Origin of the sequence: Thermalbibacter longus (assembly GCF_023806485.1) — a bacterium.
Classification (GTDB): domain Bacteria; phylum Chloroflexota; class Chloroflexia; order Thermomicrobiales; family Thermomicrobiaceae; genus Thermalbibacter; species Thermalbibacter longus.
Genome location: NZ_JAMSLR010000010.1, coordinates 75296 through 91157, shown reverse-complemented (window position 1 = coordinate 91157; position 15862 = coordinate 75296). Strand labels below are relative to the sequence as shown.

Sequence of the window (15862 nt, the reverse complement as noted above, 5' to 3'; positions counted from 1 at the left end):
ATGCCTCCACCGGTTCGCGCATCGCGGACCAGACTGGTGCCGCGCACACGCTGCGGTGACGTCCCCTCGACGGCCCGATCGCAGGCTGACTACTAGCCAGGCGCGGTACGTACCAATCTCCTATGGCCGGATCTCTCGACCTGTCGACTATCTGCAAAGGGAAGCGATTGCCTACCGTCCTTCTCGAGGTGGGATGATCAAGGGCGAGATCGGGGAGGTGCGGAACGGTGCAGCGATTGATGTCCCATCTCATCGGGACGGTGGATGAGCACTCGCTGGGCACCGCGCTCGCAACGGTCAAGCAGGGGGTCGCCGAGCTGGCCCTGCCCCGCCCTGATCCACAGCTCCTCGATGCGGCTGACCAGGCACTGCAGCAGATCGTCGAAGCCGGTGGGCTGACCAACGCGCTGCAGCTCGCCGAGATGATCCAGATGGTGGAAAGCGCGATCGACCTGGTCCGAGGGAGCGAGGGACGAGTCTTGCTGGCGCCGTACGTCCAGGCGCTCGTGCTCGACCTCGAACGCGCGGTAGCGTCGTTTGTCACCGGCTCGCCGGTAGCTCCTATGCTGGAACATGCGCGCGGCCTCAGCCAGTTGATCGAACGCTGGCAGCCGGACCGCCTGATCGCGCTCGATAGCTACGAGCAATCCGTTACGACCGGTGCCCTCGAGGCGCACCGAGGGAGTCCGGTGCTCAAGATTACCGGCCGCCTATCGGCTGGAGCCGGCACGAGCCACGCGGCCAGCGGGTGGCTGAGCGGCAACGGAAGTGGCCGTGACGGCTCAAAAGAGTCCCCGGTGAATCACCAGCCGAACCTGCAGGCAACGATCGGTGAGATTCTCTCGACGGCCGATATGCTGCTGACGGCGCTAGCCGCCATGCCCAGCCGGCTCGAGCTCTTAGACGCCCTGCACGTTTGCGCGCATTCTATCCTCGACATGGTGGATGGTCACCCCGGGCCACTGCCCAGGCTTGCCGCAGCGGCGGCCGATCTGCTCACTGACTGTCGCAACCGCCTCGTCCCACCCGATGACCAGGCACGCGAGTATCTCCGCACGCTCTGGTTGATGTCCAGCTTGCTCCTCGTTACCACAGATCCACCACGAGCACTGCTGGCTGCGATCGAGAGCTTGCTCGCCGAGCCGCCGCAGCCGCCCACGGTGGCCAGCAACATCTGATCTCTTCGTTATCCAACGCTGCGCCCTACTTTGACGAGAACTCTTCGACTGGCCCGCTTGCTTCCACTGCGCCCGCCGTCCGCCGAGGCTGGTAGAATTGCCGACCGGCTGGCGTTCGGAGGGGAGTCGCAGCGGGAAGGGATCGGCTAGATGCGCGGCCTCTGGAACCTGTCTCGACTGGTGGCAACGCTGTTACTGATCAGCGCCGTCATCGCGGGATGCAGTCGCGGCGGAGCGAGCGACAACCAGGCAACGGAGACGGGCCAGTCAAACTCCACGGAGCAAGCCGGCACTCCGACTCGCGTCGCCGGGCCGGCGCCCGATCCCGCGAAGGTCACGATCAATGATCTCCAGATGATCGAAGAGTGGCAAAACAGCCAGATCCCGGCGTATCCGGAATCGAGCCGGGTACGGTTCGAACCCTTTCCGTCGCAGGTTGAGAACGCCGGCATGATGGTATTCCGCACGGACGATTCACCTGAGCAAGTAGTCGCGTTCTACCGCGGAGCACTCCGCGCGTTGGGATGGGAGGAACGCCGCGCCGACGCGAACACCGTGGTGGCCGAGCGCGGTGAAGCGGCCCTTACTGTTCAAGTCAACCAGCAGGAGGGCGGCACAGCCATTGTGCTGCTGCTCACCGATGCGCCGTAGCTCTTCAGCGCGTGGTCGACTGGGTACGGCCAGGTCTGAACCTCCCCACGGCGCGTCCCACTCAGGATCATCTGCGCGCAACCAGCCGGTAGAGCGTGCCTATGAACAGGCCAGCGAGCAGGCCCAGAAACAAGCCCAGCCGGGTGACATCAGACGGCTGGGTGGGCAGGGCCAGGAAGGCCTGAAATGCCCTTGCTAGCGGCGCCGGCAGGAGGAACCAGCCAATCACGCCACCAGCGACGGCGGCGATGGCGACTGTCAGCAGGCTGGTAAGCAGCGGGTCAGCTTCGACACCGGCCTGATCGGCTGAGGTAGGATCGACGGCCGGCAGCTCCGGTGGTTCGATGAGCGCAAGCAGCGTGGGATCATCCCCATCGGTGGTCAAGTTGCTACCCGGCCTGGGGACCATTGCGCCGCACGCTGGGCACCGCTCCAGGCCATCCGCGAGCGGTGCCCGGCACCATTGGCACGACTGGCTGAGCGAAGCGGACTGCGCATCGCGTTCCATACGGGATGCCTCTTCCAGGCTCTCGAACCGAGCGCGAAAACCGTCCTGGACAACCTTCCGTCTCACACTCTACGACGCCGGGTGGGTTTATTCTAGTGGACCCCAGTACTGGTTCTGAACAGCGACAACCTGGGCGATGGCCTCGGCCTGGTCTCCCGAGACAACTTGGGAGGTGGGCCGGCGTGCCAGGCGGGCCGGATCCAGCGGCTCTTCGATTCCTGTCCGCTGGCCGGTCAGCCCTTCGAACACGGCGAGCGTGCAATACGGGCCATAGATCTCGCTATATCCACCTTCCTGAACGACCACCAGCCTGCCATCGGCAACCTCCTCAGCCAGCGTCAGGATCTGGTGCATCATCCAGCGATAAGCCTCGGTCGTCAGGCACATCCTCCCCAACGGATCGGCCGTGCTCGCATCCTGGCCAACCGAAACCAGAACCAGCTCGGGGCGATACCTGCGCGCGATGGGTAAGATCAGGCGCTGGAACGCGGAACGGTACGCAGCGTCTCCCGAACCCGCCGGTAAGGGGATATTGACCGTGAACCCCTCGCCCGCTCCGGCGCCTACGTCCTGAATCTGGCCGCTATCGGGCGGGTAGAGTCCCTCCTGATGGAGCGAGATGAAGAGCACGCTCGGATCGTCCCAGAAGGCATCCTGAGTTCCGTTTCCGTGGTGCACGTCCCAGTCCACGATCAACACGCGCTCCACGCCGTATGCCTGCTGGGCGTGCCGGGCCGCGACAGCCACGTTGTTGAAGATGCAGTACCCCATGCCGATATCGCGCACCGCATGATGGCCTGGTGGCCGGATCAGCGCATAGCAGTGGCGCACGGTGCCGGTCATGACGGCGTCGACCGCGGCCATCGCCCCGCCGGCAGCCAGGCGGGCGATCTCGTACGAGTCCGGGCCTACTGGCGCACCCTGCCCGGCATCTCCGCCGCCGCTCCCGGCGATCGCTTCGACGCGGGCGATGTAGTCGGCCGCGTGCACGCGTCCCAGATCGCTTTCGCCGGCCAGGTAGGGCGGGATCGGGACCAGTGACCGGCTGAGCCCGGTGAGATCGAGCAGTTTCTTGGTTCGCGCGACGAGTCGCCAGTTCGAGGGGTGATCGACCAGCTCGACGAAGGGGAGTGGCCGGCCAGATCCAGGCAAACGGTACGGGCCGACATCGTGCTGCAAGTAGCGATCGCTGAAGACGAGGCCAACAGTCATCGCGGAGCACCATCCTGTGCCGGACCGGAAGCTATGGGTCGCGGATCAACGGCAGGGTCGAGCAATGGATACCGCCACCGTTCTTGAGGATCTCGTCGTACGGTACCTCGATCGCCTCCACACCGGCCTGCTCGAGACGCTCGCGCGTCCGCGGGCACCCCGCTGGCATGATGACTCGCCCAGGTCGTACTGCGAGGCAGTTGACCGCCTTGACTTCCGTCGGCCAGACATGGATCGCCTGGATGCCGAGTTCAGCGAGCGTTTCCAGGAACCAGTAGGGGAGCCGGGTGACGTTCACGAGCGCCTTATCGTAGTCGACCATGACGCAGGCACCGTCGAGGTGCAACGCGTAGCCCGGCAGCGGTACCCGGATAAGCCGCACTCCCTGCTCAGCCAGCACGGCCTCGAGCTGGCGCGCTCCGGCCTCGTTTTGTCGTTGTGACATTCCGATCGCCACTGTCGATTCGTTGAGCCAGCAGACCGACCCGCCTTCCAGCAAGCCGGTACCGTGGATCGTGTGGAGAATCGGCATCCCGAGCTGGGCGAGCAACCGGGCCACGTACGCCTCTTCGCCACGCCGGCCGGCTTGGGGATGGGTGCCAACTAGTCCCATCCGCCCGATCACGGCGCCGCCCTTTACCGCGACCGCGACATCGCGGGTGAACACCGCGTGGGGATCGCGCGGCGGGCAATCGACGTAGACGACCTCGACGTCCTCGGCGCGAAGCGCAGCCGCCAGGGCGTCGTGCTCTTCCTGCATCCGCCGCAGGTCGGGCGGCGTCGAGTCGCGCCAGTACCACTGCTCGTCTTCGTCGATGTAGGCGCCGATGGTGGCGTCGTACTTCCCGCTGGGATCGATAGCCAGCATCTCCTCGCCCGGGCGGTGTAGCACGCAAAGCCGCAGGCGGCCCACATCGTTGTGGACTCCCCAGCTTCGCCCCCACACCCGGCGTTGCATCTCCGGTGTCTCGAACGCGGGCTCCGCTCGGGGCGGCATCCGCTCGAGCACAAGGTGGTAGTACGCCTCGGTTGCGCGAATCTCATCGTCCGGCCGGTTACTCATTCACCCTCCCCCTGCCGTTGCCTCGCGGGCCCGATCTTCCCATCACTCGGGAGGATTGGCAAGCCGGGCACCCGTCACCGCCGTTCTGCTTTTGCAATCACGCCATCAGGTCGACGTGAAGTCCCTGGGCTCGGCGGTTGCGACCAATGGAACTCGGCCCATCGAAACCGAGAGCCACCGCAGAGCCGCTTACCGCACCCTGCGGTGGCCTCTCCGAATAGCGCGCTCGCGCTATGCTGGCTCGAGCAACCCTTCATCCTTCATGCGGCGGATTGACCGATCGAACGCGTCGATCGTCCGATCGATGTCCTCAGGCGTGTGAGCGACGCTGAGCAGCCCGCCGCCATGGAAGAGATCGACACCCTCGTTGATCATCGCTTGCTGGAGGGCGAGCGCCAGCCGGGGGCTCATCCCAGCTTTGAGCACCTCCGGGGCCACACCCTCCGGTACGCGAATATCGCGGCCCTCCTGATTCGCGCAGGTGTGCCCGAGCGCGATGTGGAATACCGAACTCTCGCCCCAGACGAAGCCTGGGACACCCTGCTGGACGAGCACCTGGTTGAAGCCACGGCGCAGCCGCGCGGCCATCGCGTCGGCGTGCTGCTGCACGCCCGGGTCGGCGATGAGCTGAAGGCAGGCACAACCGGCAGCCGCTGAGAGCGGGTTGGCGTTGAACGTCCCCGGATGGCTCACCCGGCGTCGAGAGTTCCAATCTGCGTCCTCGCGGAACTCGAGCAGGGCCATGATGTCGGCTCGCCCACCCAGCGCGCCGCCCGGCAAGCCGCCGGCAACGATCTTCGCCATCGTGGTAAGGTCGGGCGTCACGCCCGCCAACCGCTGTACTCCCCCCGGCGACCAGCGGAAACCCGTAATGACCTCGTCGAAGATCAGCAGGGTCTGGTGACGCTGCGTGATCTCGCGCAGCCGCTGCAAGAAGCCTTCCGGCAGCGGGATCGAGGCCCAGGAGGCACCGCTCGGCTCGAGAATCACCGCGGCCACATCACCCTGGGCCAGACGCCGGTCGACGAAGTCCAGGTCATTGACCGGCGCTACCACCACCGTCTCGAAGACCGCCCTCGGGATCCCCGGCGACTCCTCCTGAGTGAACGGCAGCTTCTCCCCCGGGATCGCGTAGTCGTGCCAGCCGTGGAAATGCCCAGCAAACTTGAGGATCTTCTCTCGACCGGTGTAGGCACGCGCCAGGCGCATCGCCATGAGTGTCGCCTCCGTGCCGGAGGCGGTGAACTTGACCCGCTCGCAGGACGGCTTCAATTCGCGGATCCGCTCGGCCCACTCCAGCTCGAGCTCGTGGCCGGCCCCGTAGTGTGTGCCACGACGCACCTGAGCAGCCACTGCCTCGACGATCTGCGGATGGGCATGGCCGAGCAAGAGCGCGCCATGTCCCATCGTGTAGTCGATCAACTCGTTGCCGTCGAGATCCCACTTTTTGCAACCAGCGGCTCGCTCGACGTAGATAGGAAACGGCTTGAGATACCGGACATCGTGCGTTACGCCGCTCGGGAAATCCTTCAACGCCCGCTCGTACTGCGCGCGCGAAGATGGATGCCTCTCGACGAATTCCTGCTCGATCGTCGACGTTCGCTGCCGGGCCATCGAGCGTCCCTCCTTAGAAATAACAAGGATCAGCCATCAGCCGGCCGCTCGGAATTATCGACCATGTTCCCAGCGCACGTCTACGCCGCGACCATCTCAGGCAGGACCGCCGGAATCTCGTCCCGGTCGTTGCCCGGACTGTCTCGGGTCGTATGCGGTAGCGATCGGTATGACAAGGTCGTCAATAGCCAAAGCGAGGTGGCACTATGGGCTGATCGGAAGACCAGTTCGGCGTGATGCCGGCCTCTGGCATCATCCGCACCTGCGCGATCCTACCTTCTCTGAACGAGAAGGACACGAGGAAGTGCCCATGCACCTCTTCACTGGCAGGCGGGAAGCCTTCGGGAACCCGAGTAATCCACCCGTCGACGCTCACTGATGCAACCGCGCGATCACCCAGGAGCTCGATTGATTGGATCGTGACCTGAAGGTCAGGATAGGCTAGTCGCGTGATCGACGTATATAACCTGAGGCTTTCGAGTCCCTCCACCGGGGCACCGAGCATGCTCAGGTAGGTGATGTCCGGTGTGGCGATCTCGTCGAGGATCTCGAACCGAGTCTGGTTCCAGACCTCCTCGGACCAGCGGCGAACCAGGGTGACCCTGCTATCGAGCGTCATGTCCATGCTCCTCGAGACTTCCGGGACGCTTGCTCCTGGTGACTGCGCGACGAAGGTCGCAACCCCACCCTGGAGTTCGAGAGGTCGGAGACGACCGGCTTGGGTTAAGGCTTCTCCCGAGGTCTGGGAATGCATCCTGTACTGGATATTTTAGGCGACGCCGGAGTTTTTGAGAAGACGAATTGTCACCATTTCACGGCACCTCGCTATTTCCTTCTGTCGGGTTCGCTACTACAATGATGCAAGAGCTCCTAACCGCGGCGGAGTGAGGATAGCCCCTCGCCCCGACCCGGTATCCAGCCATGTACCCATATCCTTCGCAGCATGAGCGACCCCAGATGGTTCGCGCCGCCTCGCGGCGGGAGGAGGCAAGCGCGAGTTGCACCGGTAAGCGGGGAGTACTTGTCAGTCGGCTACCCTGAGCGTGGAGGCTCGTGTGGAGGCCGAAGTACGCGATACCATAGCGGACGTTCGCCAGTGGGTCAGCCTGCTCCAGGCTATCGCCGATGCTGGCCAGCAGGCGATGGTCGTCCTCGACCCCGATCGCCGTGTTCTCGGGTTTAACCGGTTGGCCCAGCAATTTGCTGAGTCGTACTACCAGCCGCTGGCCACTGGCCACCTCTACGATGAGACCCTGCGGCCTGAAGATCGTGACGATATCGTGTCCTATATCCAAAGGGCACTCGACGGCGCGATGGTTGTCACCGAGCGTAAGCTGCCCCATGGTGAAGGCCAGATTTGGGTTGAGATCCATTTTACGCCGCTGCGTAATGCCGCTGGCACCGTCCAGGCTATCTGTCTCACGCTGCTGTCGATCGACGACCGCAAGCGGGCGGAAGAGAAACTCCGGAGCGCGCGCGACCAGCTCCAAGTTATCCTCGCGAATATTGCCGATGGGGTAGCGATGCTCATGCCCGATGGGCGAATCCGGTACGCCAACGAGGCCCTGGCACAGCTCTTTGGCTATCCTTCGGCCGGCGAAATGATCGGGTTGGAGCTGCTGGCGGTGTACGAGCGCCTGCAGATGCGGGACGAGAACGGCGGCCCGCTCTCGCCCGAGGCCATGCCGGTCTGGCAGGTTTTCCAGGGAGTTCCAGCCACCGAGGCCACGTACTGCTTCCAGCCGCTGGGCAGCAGCGAAGACCGGTGGGTCGTGGTCAGAGCCCGGCCGGTTCCGGATGACCACGGGAACGTACGTTTCGTCGTCAAGAGTTTCCACGACATCACGCGGCTTCGCCGGGCGGAGGAAGGGCTGCGGCTCCTCGTCGAAGCCGGCGCCATCCTCGGCTCGGCTCTCGAGTACGAGTCGACCATCTCGCAGGTAGCGGAACTGGTGACCTCGCGCATGGCGGACTGGTGCGCGATAGATCTGGTCACCGAAGACGGCGGAGTCGCTCGAGTTGTGGCCGTCCACGCCGACCCTGGATCGTGGACGGCGGATCTCGAGGCCCAGCTCTCGAGCGAATCGGGGAGTCCCGATTTTATAGCGAACGTACTGCGCACTGGCCAGTCTGAGCTCTACACGGAAATTCCTGGCGAGCGGTTGATCGGACGCAAGCACGCCAGGAATATGGTCGCGTTCTGGGACGACGTCGGCCCGCTCTCGATCATCGCCGCCCCGCTCATTCGCCGGGAACGCGTTGTCGGCGCAATCACGCTGATCTCGGCAACAGCATGCCGGCGGTACACACAAGCAGATCTTGCCGTGATCGAGGAACTGGCTCGGAAGATCGCCCAAGCAGTCGAGAACGCTCGCCTCTACCGGGAGGCGCGGCGCGCTGCCGAGGAGGCGCGGCGCCAGGCAGCCCGCGTCCAGATACTCGCCGAGGCTTCACGCATCTTTGCGGAGGCGAGTCTCGACTTCCGTGCAGTTCTGCACGCTGTTGGCCGTTTCATTGGCGAACGAATCGGCGAACTCTGCATCATTCGCCTGCTCTCGGACGATGGGCGCTGGCTGGAGCCGGCAATGGTGTACCATCCCGACTCCGCTGTTCAGCGCGCTCTTCGCGACGTTGTGGCGATGACCCCACTGCGCGCCGATCAGGGGATCTCGGGCAAGGTCGTGCAGAGTGGCGAGGCTCTGCTGATCCCGGACTTGACAGCGCTGCCTCCAGAGAAGCGTCGCTCGCTTATGCCGAGCTATGAGCTGGTTCGCGAGTACTTCGACGCGCGGAGCCTCCTGGCAGCGCCGCTGCGCGAGCAGGGGCAGGTCATCGGAGCCGTCTGCCTGGCCCGAAACGACCCACGGCGCCCCTACACGATGGACGATCAACTCCTGCTTCAGGAACTGGCCGACCGCGCGGCGCTGGCGATCGCCAATGCCCGGCTCTACGAGAGGATCATGCAGCGAGAGCGCCGGGTCCTCGGCTCGTTTGCATCCACCTCCGGCGAGCGCCACGCGGCCGTCATCCCCGAGCCGCTCAGTAAGCGCGAGCGCGAGGTGTTGCGCTACCTGGCACAGGGATTAACCAACCGGGAGATCGCAGACACGCTGCACGTGAGCCAGGGCACGGTCAAGGCGCATGTCGAGAGTATCATCGGCAAGCTCGGCGTCGCGAACCGCACGCAGGCCGTTGTCCGCGCGCTCGAACTCGGTCTCCTCGTCTCGCCGCTCGAGTAATTCGTCACCCGCCGTTCGCGGCTTAGCCACCGTGGGTGGCTCTATCCACGGCCCAAATCGGACGGCCGATCCTGATAGCCACGTCACCGGATGCGAGTGCCGGTTTCCGCCGGCATCTCAAGGCCCAGCCGACCCGGCCAGGGCGCGTTCGACAGGCGCACCACATGCCGGGTAACAATCCACGAATTCCCCATCCAGTTAGGACACTTCGCCTGGCCAAAATTCTGCCGTTCGGGGAATGTACGTACAGCCAAATGGAGGACGCTAGCCGCCTCGAACCCGCGTATCGTGAGTGCGGATTACCGCTCCGGAACCTGGAGGCAAACGCACGTCGCTCGAGTCGGAGCGGTAGTCTGCGGTCCGGTACGAGGATGCCGGCGGCATGGCTGATCAGTGTGCAGACCTGGGGCACAGAGGGGAAGGGCGCTGGAGTGGGCAAGCACTGTACGCGCGTGTGAGCAACACGCACTGGTCACGCCAGTGCTGGGTGGCTAGAGACGCCGGACACGGCCGGGAGCCTCGGCCAGGGGCAATGAGTTGATGTACGAGTACGCTGGAGGGCTGGATCGATGGTTCAGATGATGCCGCGCGAAGAGCAGATGACGAAGGTAGAGTCTAATCTCTATGAGGTCCGACATCTCGGACAGGTGCCGGCCCGGTGGCAGGCGCTGGTTCTGGCACGGCGCCCGGGCGACGAGTGCTTCTCTTGCTCGATCCTCCCGCTTACGCCAGAGGAGGTCGTGGGGCTCTGCGGCGAAGGCTGGGCATTCGGCGTGTGCGCGCTTCGCCCCGGAACCTACGAGGCTGTCAACGGTGACTTGCTCGTCGTGAGGAGCGATGGAACGTGGCTCCTGAGCCCAAACGGCGACCATCCCGGGCAGGAGCGGTTGTGGCGGATCACGACGCTCGAGCATGCGGGCCGGGAGTTTACGGCTCGAGTCTACACGGATGGGCTGTGCTCGTCCTGGCAACTGTGGGAACACGGCACGCTCCTGGCCCGTTGCGAGCTGAGACCGATCAGCCCGCTCCAGGCCTGGCACGAGCTGCTCTACCTCGCCGCCGCAGTAGTCGCCGAGGTCGATGAGGACGACTGGCAAGAGGAATGACCTCTGATGACCCAGCGGACCACGCTTCGGCGAGGTGACGAGCGGGAACGCGCGGGCGGCGCAAGACGGCCCCGCGCGCAGCAGCACGGCGCGATGAGGAGTCGACCGTAATCTACCAGCGGCACTCATCGAGGATGGGATAACCGGTTGAACCGTTGCCTATAGGGGATGAGCCATGGACGAACTCGACATCGCAGGGACGCGAGACCATGCGATGTCGAGTTCATTCTTACGGGGGGACGCATGACGGCGACCGAGTTCCGGCTCCACGCGGTAACCCACCACCGAGCGCTGCGCCGTCGCTGGCTCCCGGCCCGGCTGGGTGTGCGAGAGATGGCGAGCGGAAGCAACTTGAAGCGCTCGGTGCTCGCGCTCTCAGACCAGGAAGCTCGGGAACTCGCCACGGAGCCATGGGCGCTGTCGGTGAGCCGCATATCCGAGCTGACCTTCACTCTCTTCGGGTCTAGTGAGCTCACCGTACCCGGCCTCGGCGCGTGGCAGGTAGCAGCCGGCGAATCTGACGGCAAGGGATCGGCCGCCCCGACCAGCCTTCGCTACCGGAACCGGCGACTCACGGCCCGCGTCTGACGGGACCGATCTCGCTATCGCTGGAAGCTCCGCGAGGGCGACGTGCCGGTCGCCCAGGGCTCCGCACGCCGGCGGCGATCGACCCGGTCCTGGTACGAGGTGCTCTTTCTGGCCGCCGCCATGGTGACCGGAATCGGGACGCTCGATCTCACGCTCGAGTCGTTACGCAACGGCAATCCTGAGCGCCGGATGGCCGTTGACAGGGACGAGCCAGGGTGATACGAGTGGGGCGTTGGGTGCCGACTCTGCGGAGGAGAGGCAAACGATGCGCCTGCCCTCACTGCCCCGCTGGCCGCTGGCTCACCTGCCCACCCCCTTGGAGGACGCCCGCAACCTGAGCGCCGCGCTCGACGGCCCGCGCATCCTCATCAAACGAGACGATCTCACCGGTCTGGCCCTGGGAGGCAACAAGACCCGCAAGCTCGAGTACCTGATCGCTGATGCATGGGAACAGGGTGCCACCGTCATCATCACTACCGGCGCGGCACAGTCGAACCACTGTAGACAGGCAGCCGCGGCGGCGCGGGTCGCGGGCATGCGCTGCGTTCTGGTGCTCAGCAGCGCGGACGCTGACCCGCCAGCTCAGGGCAATCTGCTGCTCGATTACCTGCTCGGGGCCGAGGTTCACTTCGTGCGCGATCGGAGCGAGCGCCAGCCGGAGATGGAGCGCATCGCCGAAGAGCTTCGCCGGCAGGGGGAACGACCCTATATCATCCCTACCGGCGGCTCGACGCCGCTCGGAGCATCAGCGTATGTCGCTGCCGCCTTCGAGCTGACTCAACAGCTCATCGCGAATAGCTGGGACGTCTCCCGCGTCTACGTGACGAGCAGCACGTCAGGCGGCACGCACGCCGGCTTGGCACTCGGCGCCAGGCTCTGTGGGGATCCCTTCCAGGTGGTCGGCATCGGGATCGAGGCAGACGCCGCGGCGATCCGGGATGTCGTCTTGCCCCTGGCGAACGCGACCGCCGAGTTCCTCGGAGTCGACGCCCGGCTAGGGCCTGACGATCTCCGTATCGATGACCGGTACGTCGGGCCAGGATACGGTATACCGACCGCGGAGTGCCTGGAAGCGATCAAGCTGGCAGCGCAGACCGAAGGGCTACTGCTCGATCCGGTGTATACCGGGAAGACGCTCGCAGGGATGATCGACCACATCCGGAACGGGGAGATCGGGCGCGAAGAGACGGTGGTCTTTATCCACACCGGCGGCGCTCCCGCTCTCTTCGCGCAGGCCGACGCGCTGATGGCCTCCCTCAAGCGCTAGGCAGTGGGTCGCGCTCGGGCCAGCACGAGCGGAGGAGCTCGCGCGCCGGTAGGCCGTCGCCGAGGCGGGCCACCGCCTGGGCCAGTAAGTCCGCCCGCTCGCGACCGAGTACCGGCGTCACCAGGCCCAGGAACTTCCCTCGCAGCTCCTGGTCGCTCATCGGGCTACCCGGCATGCCGTGGGGGACAGTAACTGTCTCCTCCAAGACCTCGCCGTCCGCCAGCCGCACCCGAACCACCGCAGGCCATAACCGCGGGTAGACGTCGGTGAATTCCGGAACGGCCTCAACGACGACCTTGGCACGCAGCGCGGCCAGCTCGGGGTCGACCAGCCGCTCGGACCGAAACTGCTCGAGACCAGCCGCTCCGTCGAGGAGCGCCACGGCCACCGAGTGCTGGAGGCTGAACTTGGCAGCCCTCTCCGTCTCCGGTGCCGGGTTGTCGGTGATATCGAGCGCCACACGATACGTGCCGACCTCGACCTGCAGGATCGTGCGGCCAGCGATACGCCGGCGCAGGGCGAGGGCCGCGTCGACTGCGGTGTGGGTATGGCCGCAACAGGCATGGCGCTTGAAACCGATCTCCAGGATCTTGAAGCGGTGACCGAGGCCATCGGTGATCCGCGACGGGTCGACCTCGCCAGCAGTAGCGGCGAAGAAGCCGCGCGATCCCTCGAGGATGGCGCTCGCGCCACTTAACCCTGCTCTGGCGAGCTCGGCAGCGAGCAGACCATCATGCGCCGCCTTACCTGCATGCAGCGGCTTGGACATCGCCCCATCGTCGAGGAACTGCCACAGCCCGCCGGCCATCGTGCCGGCACTGCCGAGCGCATCGATCAACTCTGTACACGACAGACCGAGCACCACGCCGGCCGCGGCGGCCGCGCCGAACACGCCGCAGGTCGCCGTTGGGTGCCAGTAGCGATAGTGCGACGGGTTCACCGCTTCGGCCAGGCGGATCCCGACCTCGTAGCCGGCCACCACCGCCTGGAGTAACGATTGGCCATTCGACCCAGTTCGCTCAGCGGCAGCCAGTGCCGCCGGGATGATCGGTGCGGCGGGGTGAAAGGTGGATTCCTGGTGCAGGTCATCCAGCTCGAGGACGTGCGAGGCTGCTCCGTTGGCCAAGGCCGCCCCCAGAGCCGACAGCCGCTCGCCAGTCGCCAGGACAGTCGCGTCCTCGCCGGCCATCGCGTGCCGGGCCACCTCCAGAACGGCTCGGGCCGGGAATGCTTCGCCCCCACGAATAGCCGAGCCTAACCAATCCAGCATTGCCCGCTCGGCAGCACGACGGACGTCGTCGAGGAGTGGCCGGTTCCGGAAGTCGACCACGAACTCGGCAAGCTCTCGCGTCAGCGTCATCGGGGCTCTCCACACGGAAAACTTCGCCAGCGCCGGTAGATCGTCATTGTAACAGCACCATCGTCTTGCGACTCGCTTGAGCATGGCTCGCAGGAATCCGGCCGGGGTCGCTGGGCACGTTGACGAGCAAATCACTGTCCTGCGAAAACCGACCGAGCGGCCATCCACGTGCGGGTCCGTCGGAACCGACAATCCCGACGAGACTGAGCAGATCCTGATACCTCGTGCCTTACCGTCGCCGCGTGTGGATCGTCATCGGCGCTACAGTAGGCTCTGGTTAAAAGGCTCATTTGATCGGAGTGCGTTGGGATAGATCTTGAGATTCAAAACACCTAAGGGCCCCGGGAGGGCACGAGTGCCCAGGCTCCGTACAGCGACCAATGGCTCGGGAGCCGTGAGCAGCCACCGGAAATGAGGCTCGAATGGTGGCAAGACCTACCCGCGTCCCGGTGGACACGACCGGGCGAGAGCAGGTACAGAGACAATCGTGATCAGCAGCAGGGCTGCAGATTCAATCTCGTGCCTACGAGGTCCACACGCCGGCCGCGTAACGCGCGGCGACAGCGCCGCAGACCGAGCAGCGGGCCTCGATCCCGTGCGTCGTCCGCCTCAGTCGAACCCGGCTCGTATCAGGGTGATCTTCACCACACTGGGAACAGACGACCGGCTCCCAGGCAGCGCGAGCGTCATCCATGCTCTCGTTACGGGTACGGTTCCTCCGCGTGCGAACCGGCTCGAAGTCCTCCTCTTCTTCGAACATGACGTCCAGCCGGTGTCCTCGCTGGCGCTTCATGGTCTGGCCTCGACCTCCATGTCAGTCTGCCTGTACCGGTCATCCCGTAGGGCGATGCCTGCCGTGCACCGGCGAGAGGGCACTCTTCCGCCCGACGGGCTATCACCAGTTACCTGATGCTTGCTGTATAGCATCCTCAGTGCATGCTGACAACCCCCGAAAGCTGAATCCGTACTCCACTCGGTACAATGAGTTCCATGAACGACGAGACGATCCAGTCGCTCACCCAGCGCATTCTCGCCGGAGACGAGCTCGAACCCGACGCGATCGCTCGTGTCTCCGGCTGGCCCGGCGAGCGAAGACGAGACTGGATCGAGCGGCTCCTGGCATTTCCGTCCGGGCGACGGTGGCTGCGCGCGCGGCTACTGGCCGTCTTGGAACCGTCAGAGCGCGCCGAGCTCGCCGAGCGGATGCTCGCGTGGTCTGAGGATTTCGACCCGGCTCACCGTGACCCCTCGACTGGCCAAGTGGTGCAGGCGCTCGCCGACGAAGCGCTTACCACCGCGCTCCCCTGGCTAGCCGGCTCGAACGCTGCCGCGGTTCTCTGGGAACGGCTGGCGGCCGACGGTCGTGCGACGCTCCGAGAAGCGGCGCTCCGGGTGCTGCGCGAGGGCACACCTCTCGCCCGGGAGACCATGCTGTACCTCCTCTTCGTCTCCTCCGAGCTTGCCCGCGACCTCTCGGCTGAGGACAAGGACCTGATCCTTGCCGTCGCACTACGAGACCCCGACCCGGAGGTTCGGGGTGTGGCAGCAGAGCTGGCCGCGGAGATGTGCCCTGATCTGCTCCTGGCTGATCTGGATTCCTGTCTTCGGGACGAGAGCGAGCGCGTGCGCGCCAGTGCCTGGGCAGTGGCCTTCTCGATCGACCCTGAATCTGCTACTGAGCGAGCGGCCGGGCTGGTCGGGGACGAGGACGCCCCGCTGGCCGTCCGCCGGAGCGCGCTCCTGGCACTCGGCCAGGCACTACCGACTGAGCAAATCGCACCGCTGCTGGCTTTGCTCGTGGCACACCCTGAGCCAGGACTGGCCGAGGACGCGGCCGACCTGCTCTGGCGCCTGCACCGCCACCCGCTGGCCGCTCAGGCAGCGGCCCGGAGTCCGCACCCGGCAGTGCGCGAGATCGGCGAGCGGCTGCTTCATCCCGAGCGCGGCTCGCCCGCTGCCGGCGGCGATCGCCCAGGCGCTCCGGCACCGGGCGTCGGATTTTACCGGCGATTGCTGGAGTTAGGGCACGAGCGATCCGCTGGCAACCGGGATCGGGAATCCGAGACGCGGCCGTGA

General features: G+C 65.4%; 15 protein-coding genes. 8 read left to right on the top strand and 7 right to left on the bottom strand.

Going from position 1 to position 15862, the window contains the following annotated elements; genetic code table 11:
* Positions 1-227: 227 nt before the first annotated feature.
* Both NET02_RS13115 and NET02_RS13110 read left to right on the top strand, forming a co-directional pair.
* On the top strand, positions 228-1178 hold the full coding sequence (locus tag NET02_RS13115; RefSeq protein WP_284057876.1) for a hypothetical protein: 951 nt from the start codon (positions 228-230) through the stop codon (positions 1176-1178).
* A gap of 150 nt (positions 1179-1328) precedes the next feature.
* Positions 1329-1829, top strand: a complete 501-nt coding sequence (locus NET02_RS13110; protein ID WP_284057875.1) for a hypothetical protein — start codon at positions 1329-1331, stop codon at positions 1827-1829.
* A gap of 67 nt (positions 1830-1896) precedes the next feature.
* Here the strand turns inward: NET02_RS13110 and NET02_RS13105 are convergent, their stop codons facing one another.
* The 5 genes from NET02_RS13105 to NET02_RS13085 form a co-directional block, all read right to left on the bottom strand.
* Positions 1897-2337: a zinc ribbon domain-containing protein gene (locus tag NET02_RS13105; RefSeq protein ID WP_284057874.1), complete on the bottom strand. Its 441-nt coding sequence runs from the start codon at positions 2335-2337 to the stop codon at positions 1897-1899.
* A gap of 87 nt (positions 2338-2424) precedes the next feature.
* The gene (locus NET02_RS13100) at positions 2425-3549 is read right to left on the bottom strand and encodes a class II histone deacetylase (RefSeq protein WP_284057873.1); all 1125 of its coding nucleotides are present in this window, start codon (positions 3547-3549) and stop codon (positions 2425-2427) included.
* Positions 3550-3580: 31 nt separating this feature from the next.
* Positions 3581-4612, bottom strand: a complete 1032-nt coding sequence (locus NET02_RS13095) for a dimethylarginine dimethylaminohydrolase family protein (protein WP_284057872.1) — start codon at positions 4610-4612, stop codon at positions 3581-3583.
* 231 nt (positions 4613-4843) lie between these two features.
* A complete protein-coding gene (locus NET02_RS13090; RefSeq protein ID WP_284057871.1) occupies positions 4844-6226 on the bottom strand; it encodes an aspartate aminotransferase family protein in 1383 nt (460 codons plus the stop codon).
* A gap of 181 nt (positions 6227-6407) precedes the next feature.
* On the bottom strand, positions 6408-6845 hold the full coding sequence (locus NET02_RS13085; protein ID WP_284057870.1) for an ester cyclase: 438 nt from the start codon (positions 6843-6845) through the stop codon (positions 6408-6410).
* Positions 6846-7281: 436 nt separating this feature from the next.
* Here NET02_RS13085 and NET02_RS13080 point away from each other — a divergent pair, with 436 nt between their 5' ends.
* The 5 genes from NET02_RS13080 to NET02_RS13060 all read left to right on the top strand — a co-directional run bounded on the left by NET02_RS13080 (position 7282) and on the right by NET02_RS13060 (position 12426).
* On the top strand, positions 7282-9465 hold the full coding sequence (locus NET02_RS13080; RefSeq protein WP_284057869.1) for a GAF domain-containing protein: 2184 nt from the start codon (positions 7282-7284) through the stop codon (positions 9463-9465).
* A gap of 569 nt (positions 9466-10034) precedes the next feature.
* Positions 10035-10571, top strand: coding sequence for a hypothetical protein (locus NET02_RS13075; RefSeq protein ID WP_284057868.1), 537 nt, complete (start codon positions 10035-10037; stop codon positions 10569-10571).
* A gap of 243 nt (positions 10572-10814) precedes the next feature.
* Positions 10815-11159 carry a hypothetical protein gene (locus tag NET02_RS13070; protein WP_284057867.1) on the top strand — a complete coding sequence of 115 codons (345 nt, stop codon included), beginning with the start codon at positions 10815-10817 and terminating at the stop codon, positions 11157-11159.
* A 42-nt stretch (positions 11160-11201) separates the two neighbouring features.
* Positions 11202-11378, top strand: coding sequence for a hypothetical protein (locus tag NET02_RS13065; RefSeq protein WP_284057866.1), 177 nt, complete (start codon positions 11202-11204; stop codon positions 11376-11378).
* A 46-nt stretch (positions 11379-11424) separates the two neighbouring features.
* On the top strand, positions 11425-12426 hold the full coding sequence (locus NET02_RS13060) for a D-cysteine desulfhydrase family protein (protein ID WP_284057865.1): 1002 nt from the start codon (positions 11425-11427) through the stop codon (positions 12424-12426).
* Here NET02_RS13060 and NET02_RS13055 read toward each other — a convergent pair.
* Positions 12416-13786 carry an MmgE/PrpD family protein gene (locus tag NET02_RS13055; protein ID WP_284057864.1) on the bottom strand — a complete coding sequence of 457 codons (1371 nt, stop codon included), beginning with the start codon at positions 13784-13786 and terminating at the stop codon, positions 12416-12418. The genes NET02_RS13060 and NET02_RS13055 overlap by 11 nt on opposite strands.
* A 523-nt stretch (positions 13787-14309) precedes the next feature.
* The gene (locus NET02_RS13050) at positions 14310-14579 is read right to left on the bottom strand and encodes a hypothetical protein (RefSeq protein ID WP_284057863.1); all 270 of its coding nucleotides are present in this window, start codon (positions 14577-14579) and stop codon (positions 14310-14312) included.
* 197 nt (positions 14580-14776) lie between these two features.
* Between NET02_RS13050 and NET02_RS13045 the strand changes: the two genes are divergently transcribed.
* Entirely contained in the window at positions 14777-15862 is a 1086-nt protein-coding gene (locus NET02_RS13045) for a hypothetical protein (protein ID WP_284057862.1), read from the top strand.

What these genes read in the sequence shown, in the direction of transcription:
- NET02_RS13110 (WP_284057875.1), top strand. Translation starts at nt 1,329, where the DNA reads ATGCGCGGCCTCTGGAACCTGTCTCGACTGGTGGCAACGCTGTTACTG.
- NET02_RS13105 (WP_284057874.1), bottom strand. Translation starts at nt 2,337, where the DNA reads ATGGAACGCGATGCGCAGTCCGCTTCGCTCAGCCAGTCGTGCCAATGG.
- NET02_RS13100 (WP_284057873.1), bottom strand. Translation starts at nt 3,549, where the DNA reads ATGACTGTTGGCCTCGTCTTCAGCGATCGCTACTTGCAGCACGATGTC.
- NET02_RS13095 (WP_284057872.1), bottom strand. Translation starts at nt 4,612, where the DNA reads ATGAGTAACCGGCCGGACGATGAGATTCGCGCAACCGAGGCGTACTAC.
- NET02_RS13090 (WP_284057871.1), bottom strand. Translation starts at nt 6,226, where the DNA reads ATGGCCCGGCAGCGAACGTCGACGATCGAGCAGGAATTCGTCGAGAGG.
- NET02_RS13085 (WP_284057870.1), bottom strand. Translation starts at nt 6,845, where the DNA reads ATGACGCTCGATAGCAGGGTCACCCTGGTTCGCCGCTGGTCCGAGGAG.
- NET02_RS13075 (WP_284057868.1), top strand. Translation starts at nt 10,035, where the DNA reads ATGGTTCAGATGATGCCGCGCGAAGAGCAGATGACGAAGGTAGAGTCT.
- NET02_RS13070 (WP_284057867.1), top strand. Translation starts at nt 10,815, where the DNA reads ATGACGGCGACCGAGTTCCGGCTCCACGCGGTAACCCACCACCGAGCG.
- NET02_RS13060 (WP_284057865.1), top strand. Translation starts at nt 11,425, where the DNA reads ATGCGCCTGCCCTCACTGCCCCGCTGGCCGCTGGCTCACCTGCCCACC.
- NET02_RS13055 (WP_284057864.1), bottom strand. Translation starts at nt 13,786, where the DNA reads ATGACGCTGACGCGAGAGCTTGCCGAGTTCGTGGTCGACTTCCGGAAC.
- NET02_RS13050 (WP_284057863.1), bottom strand. Translation starts at nt 14,579, where the DNA reads ATGAAGCGCCAGCGAGGACACCGGCTGGACGTCATGTTCGAAGAAGAG.
- NET02_RS13045 (WP_284057862.1), top strand. Translation starts at nt 14,777, where the DNA reads ATGAACGACGAGACGATCCAGTCGCTCACCCAGCGCATTCTCGCCGGA.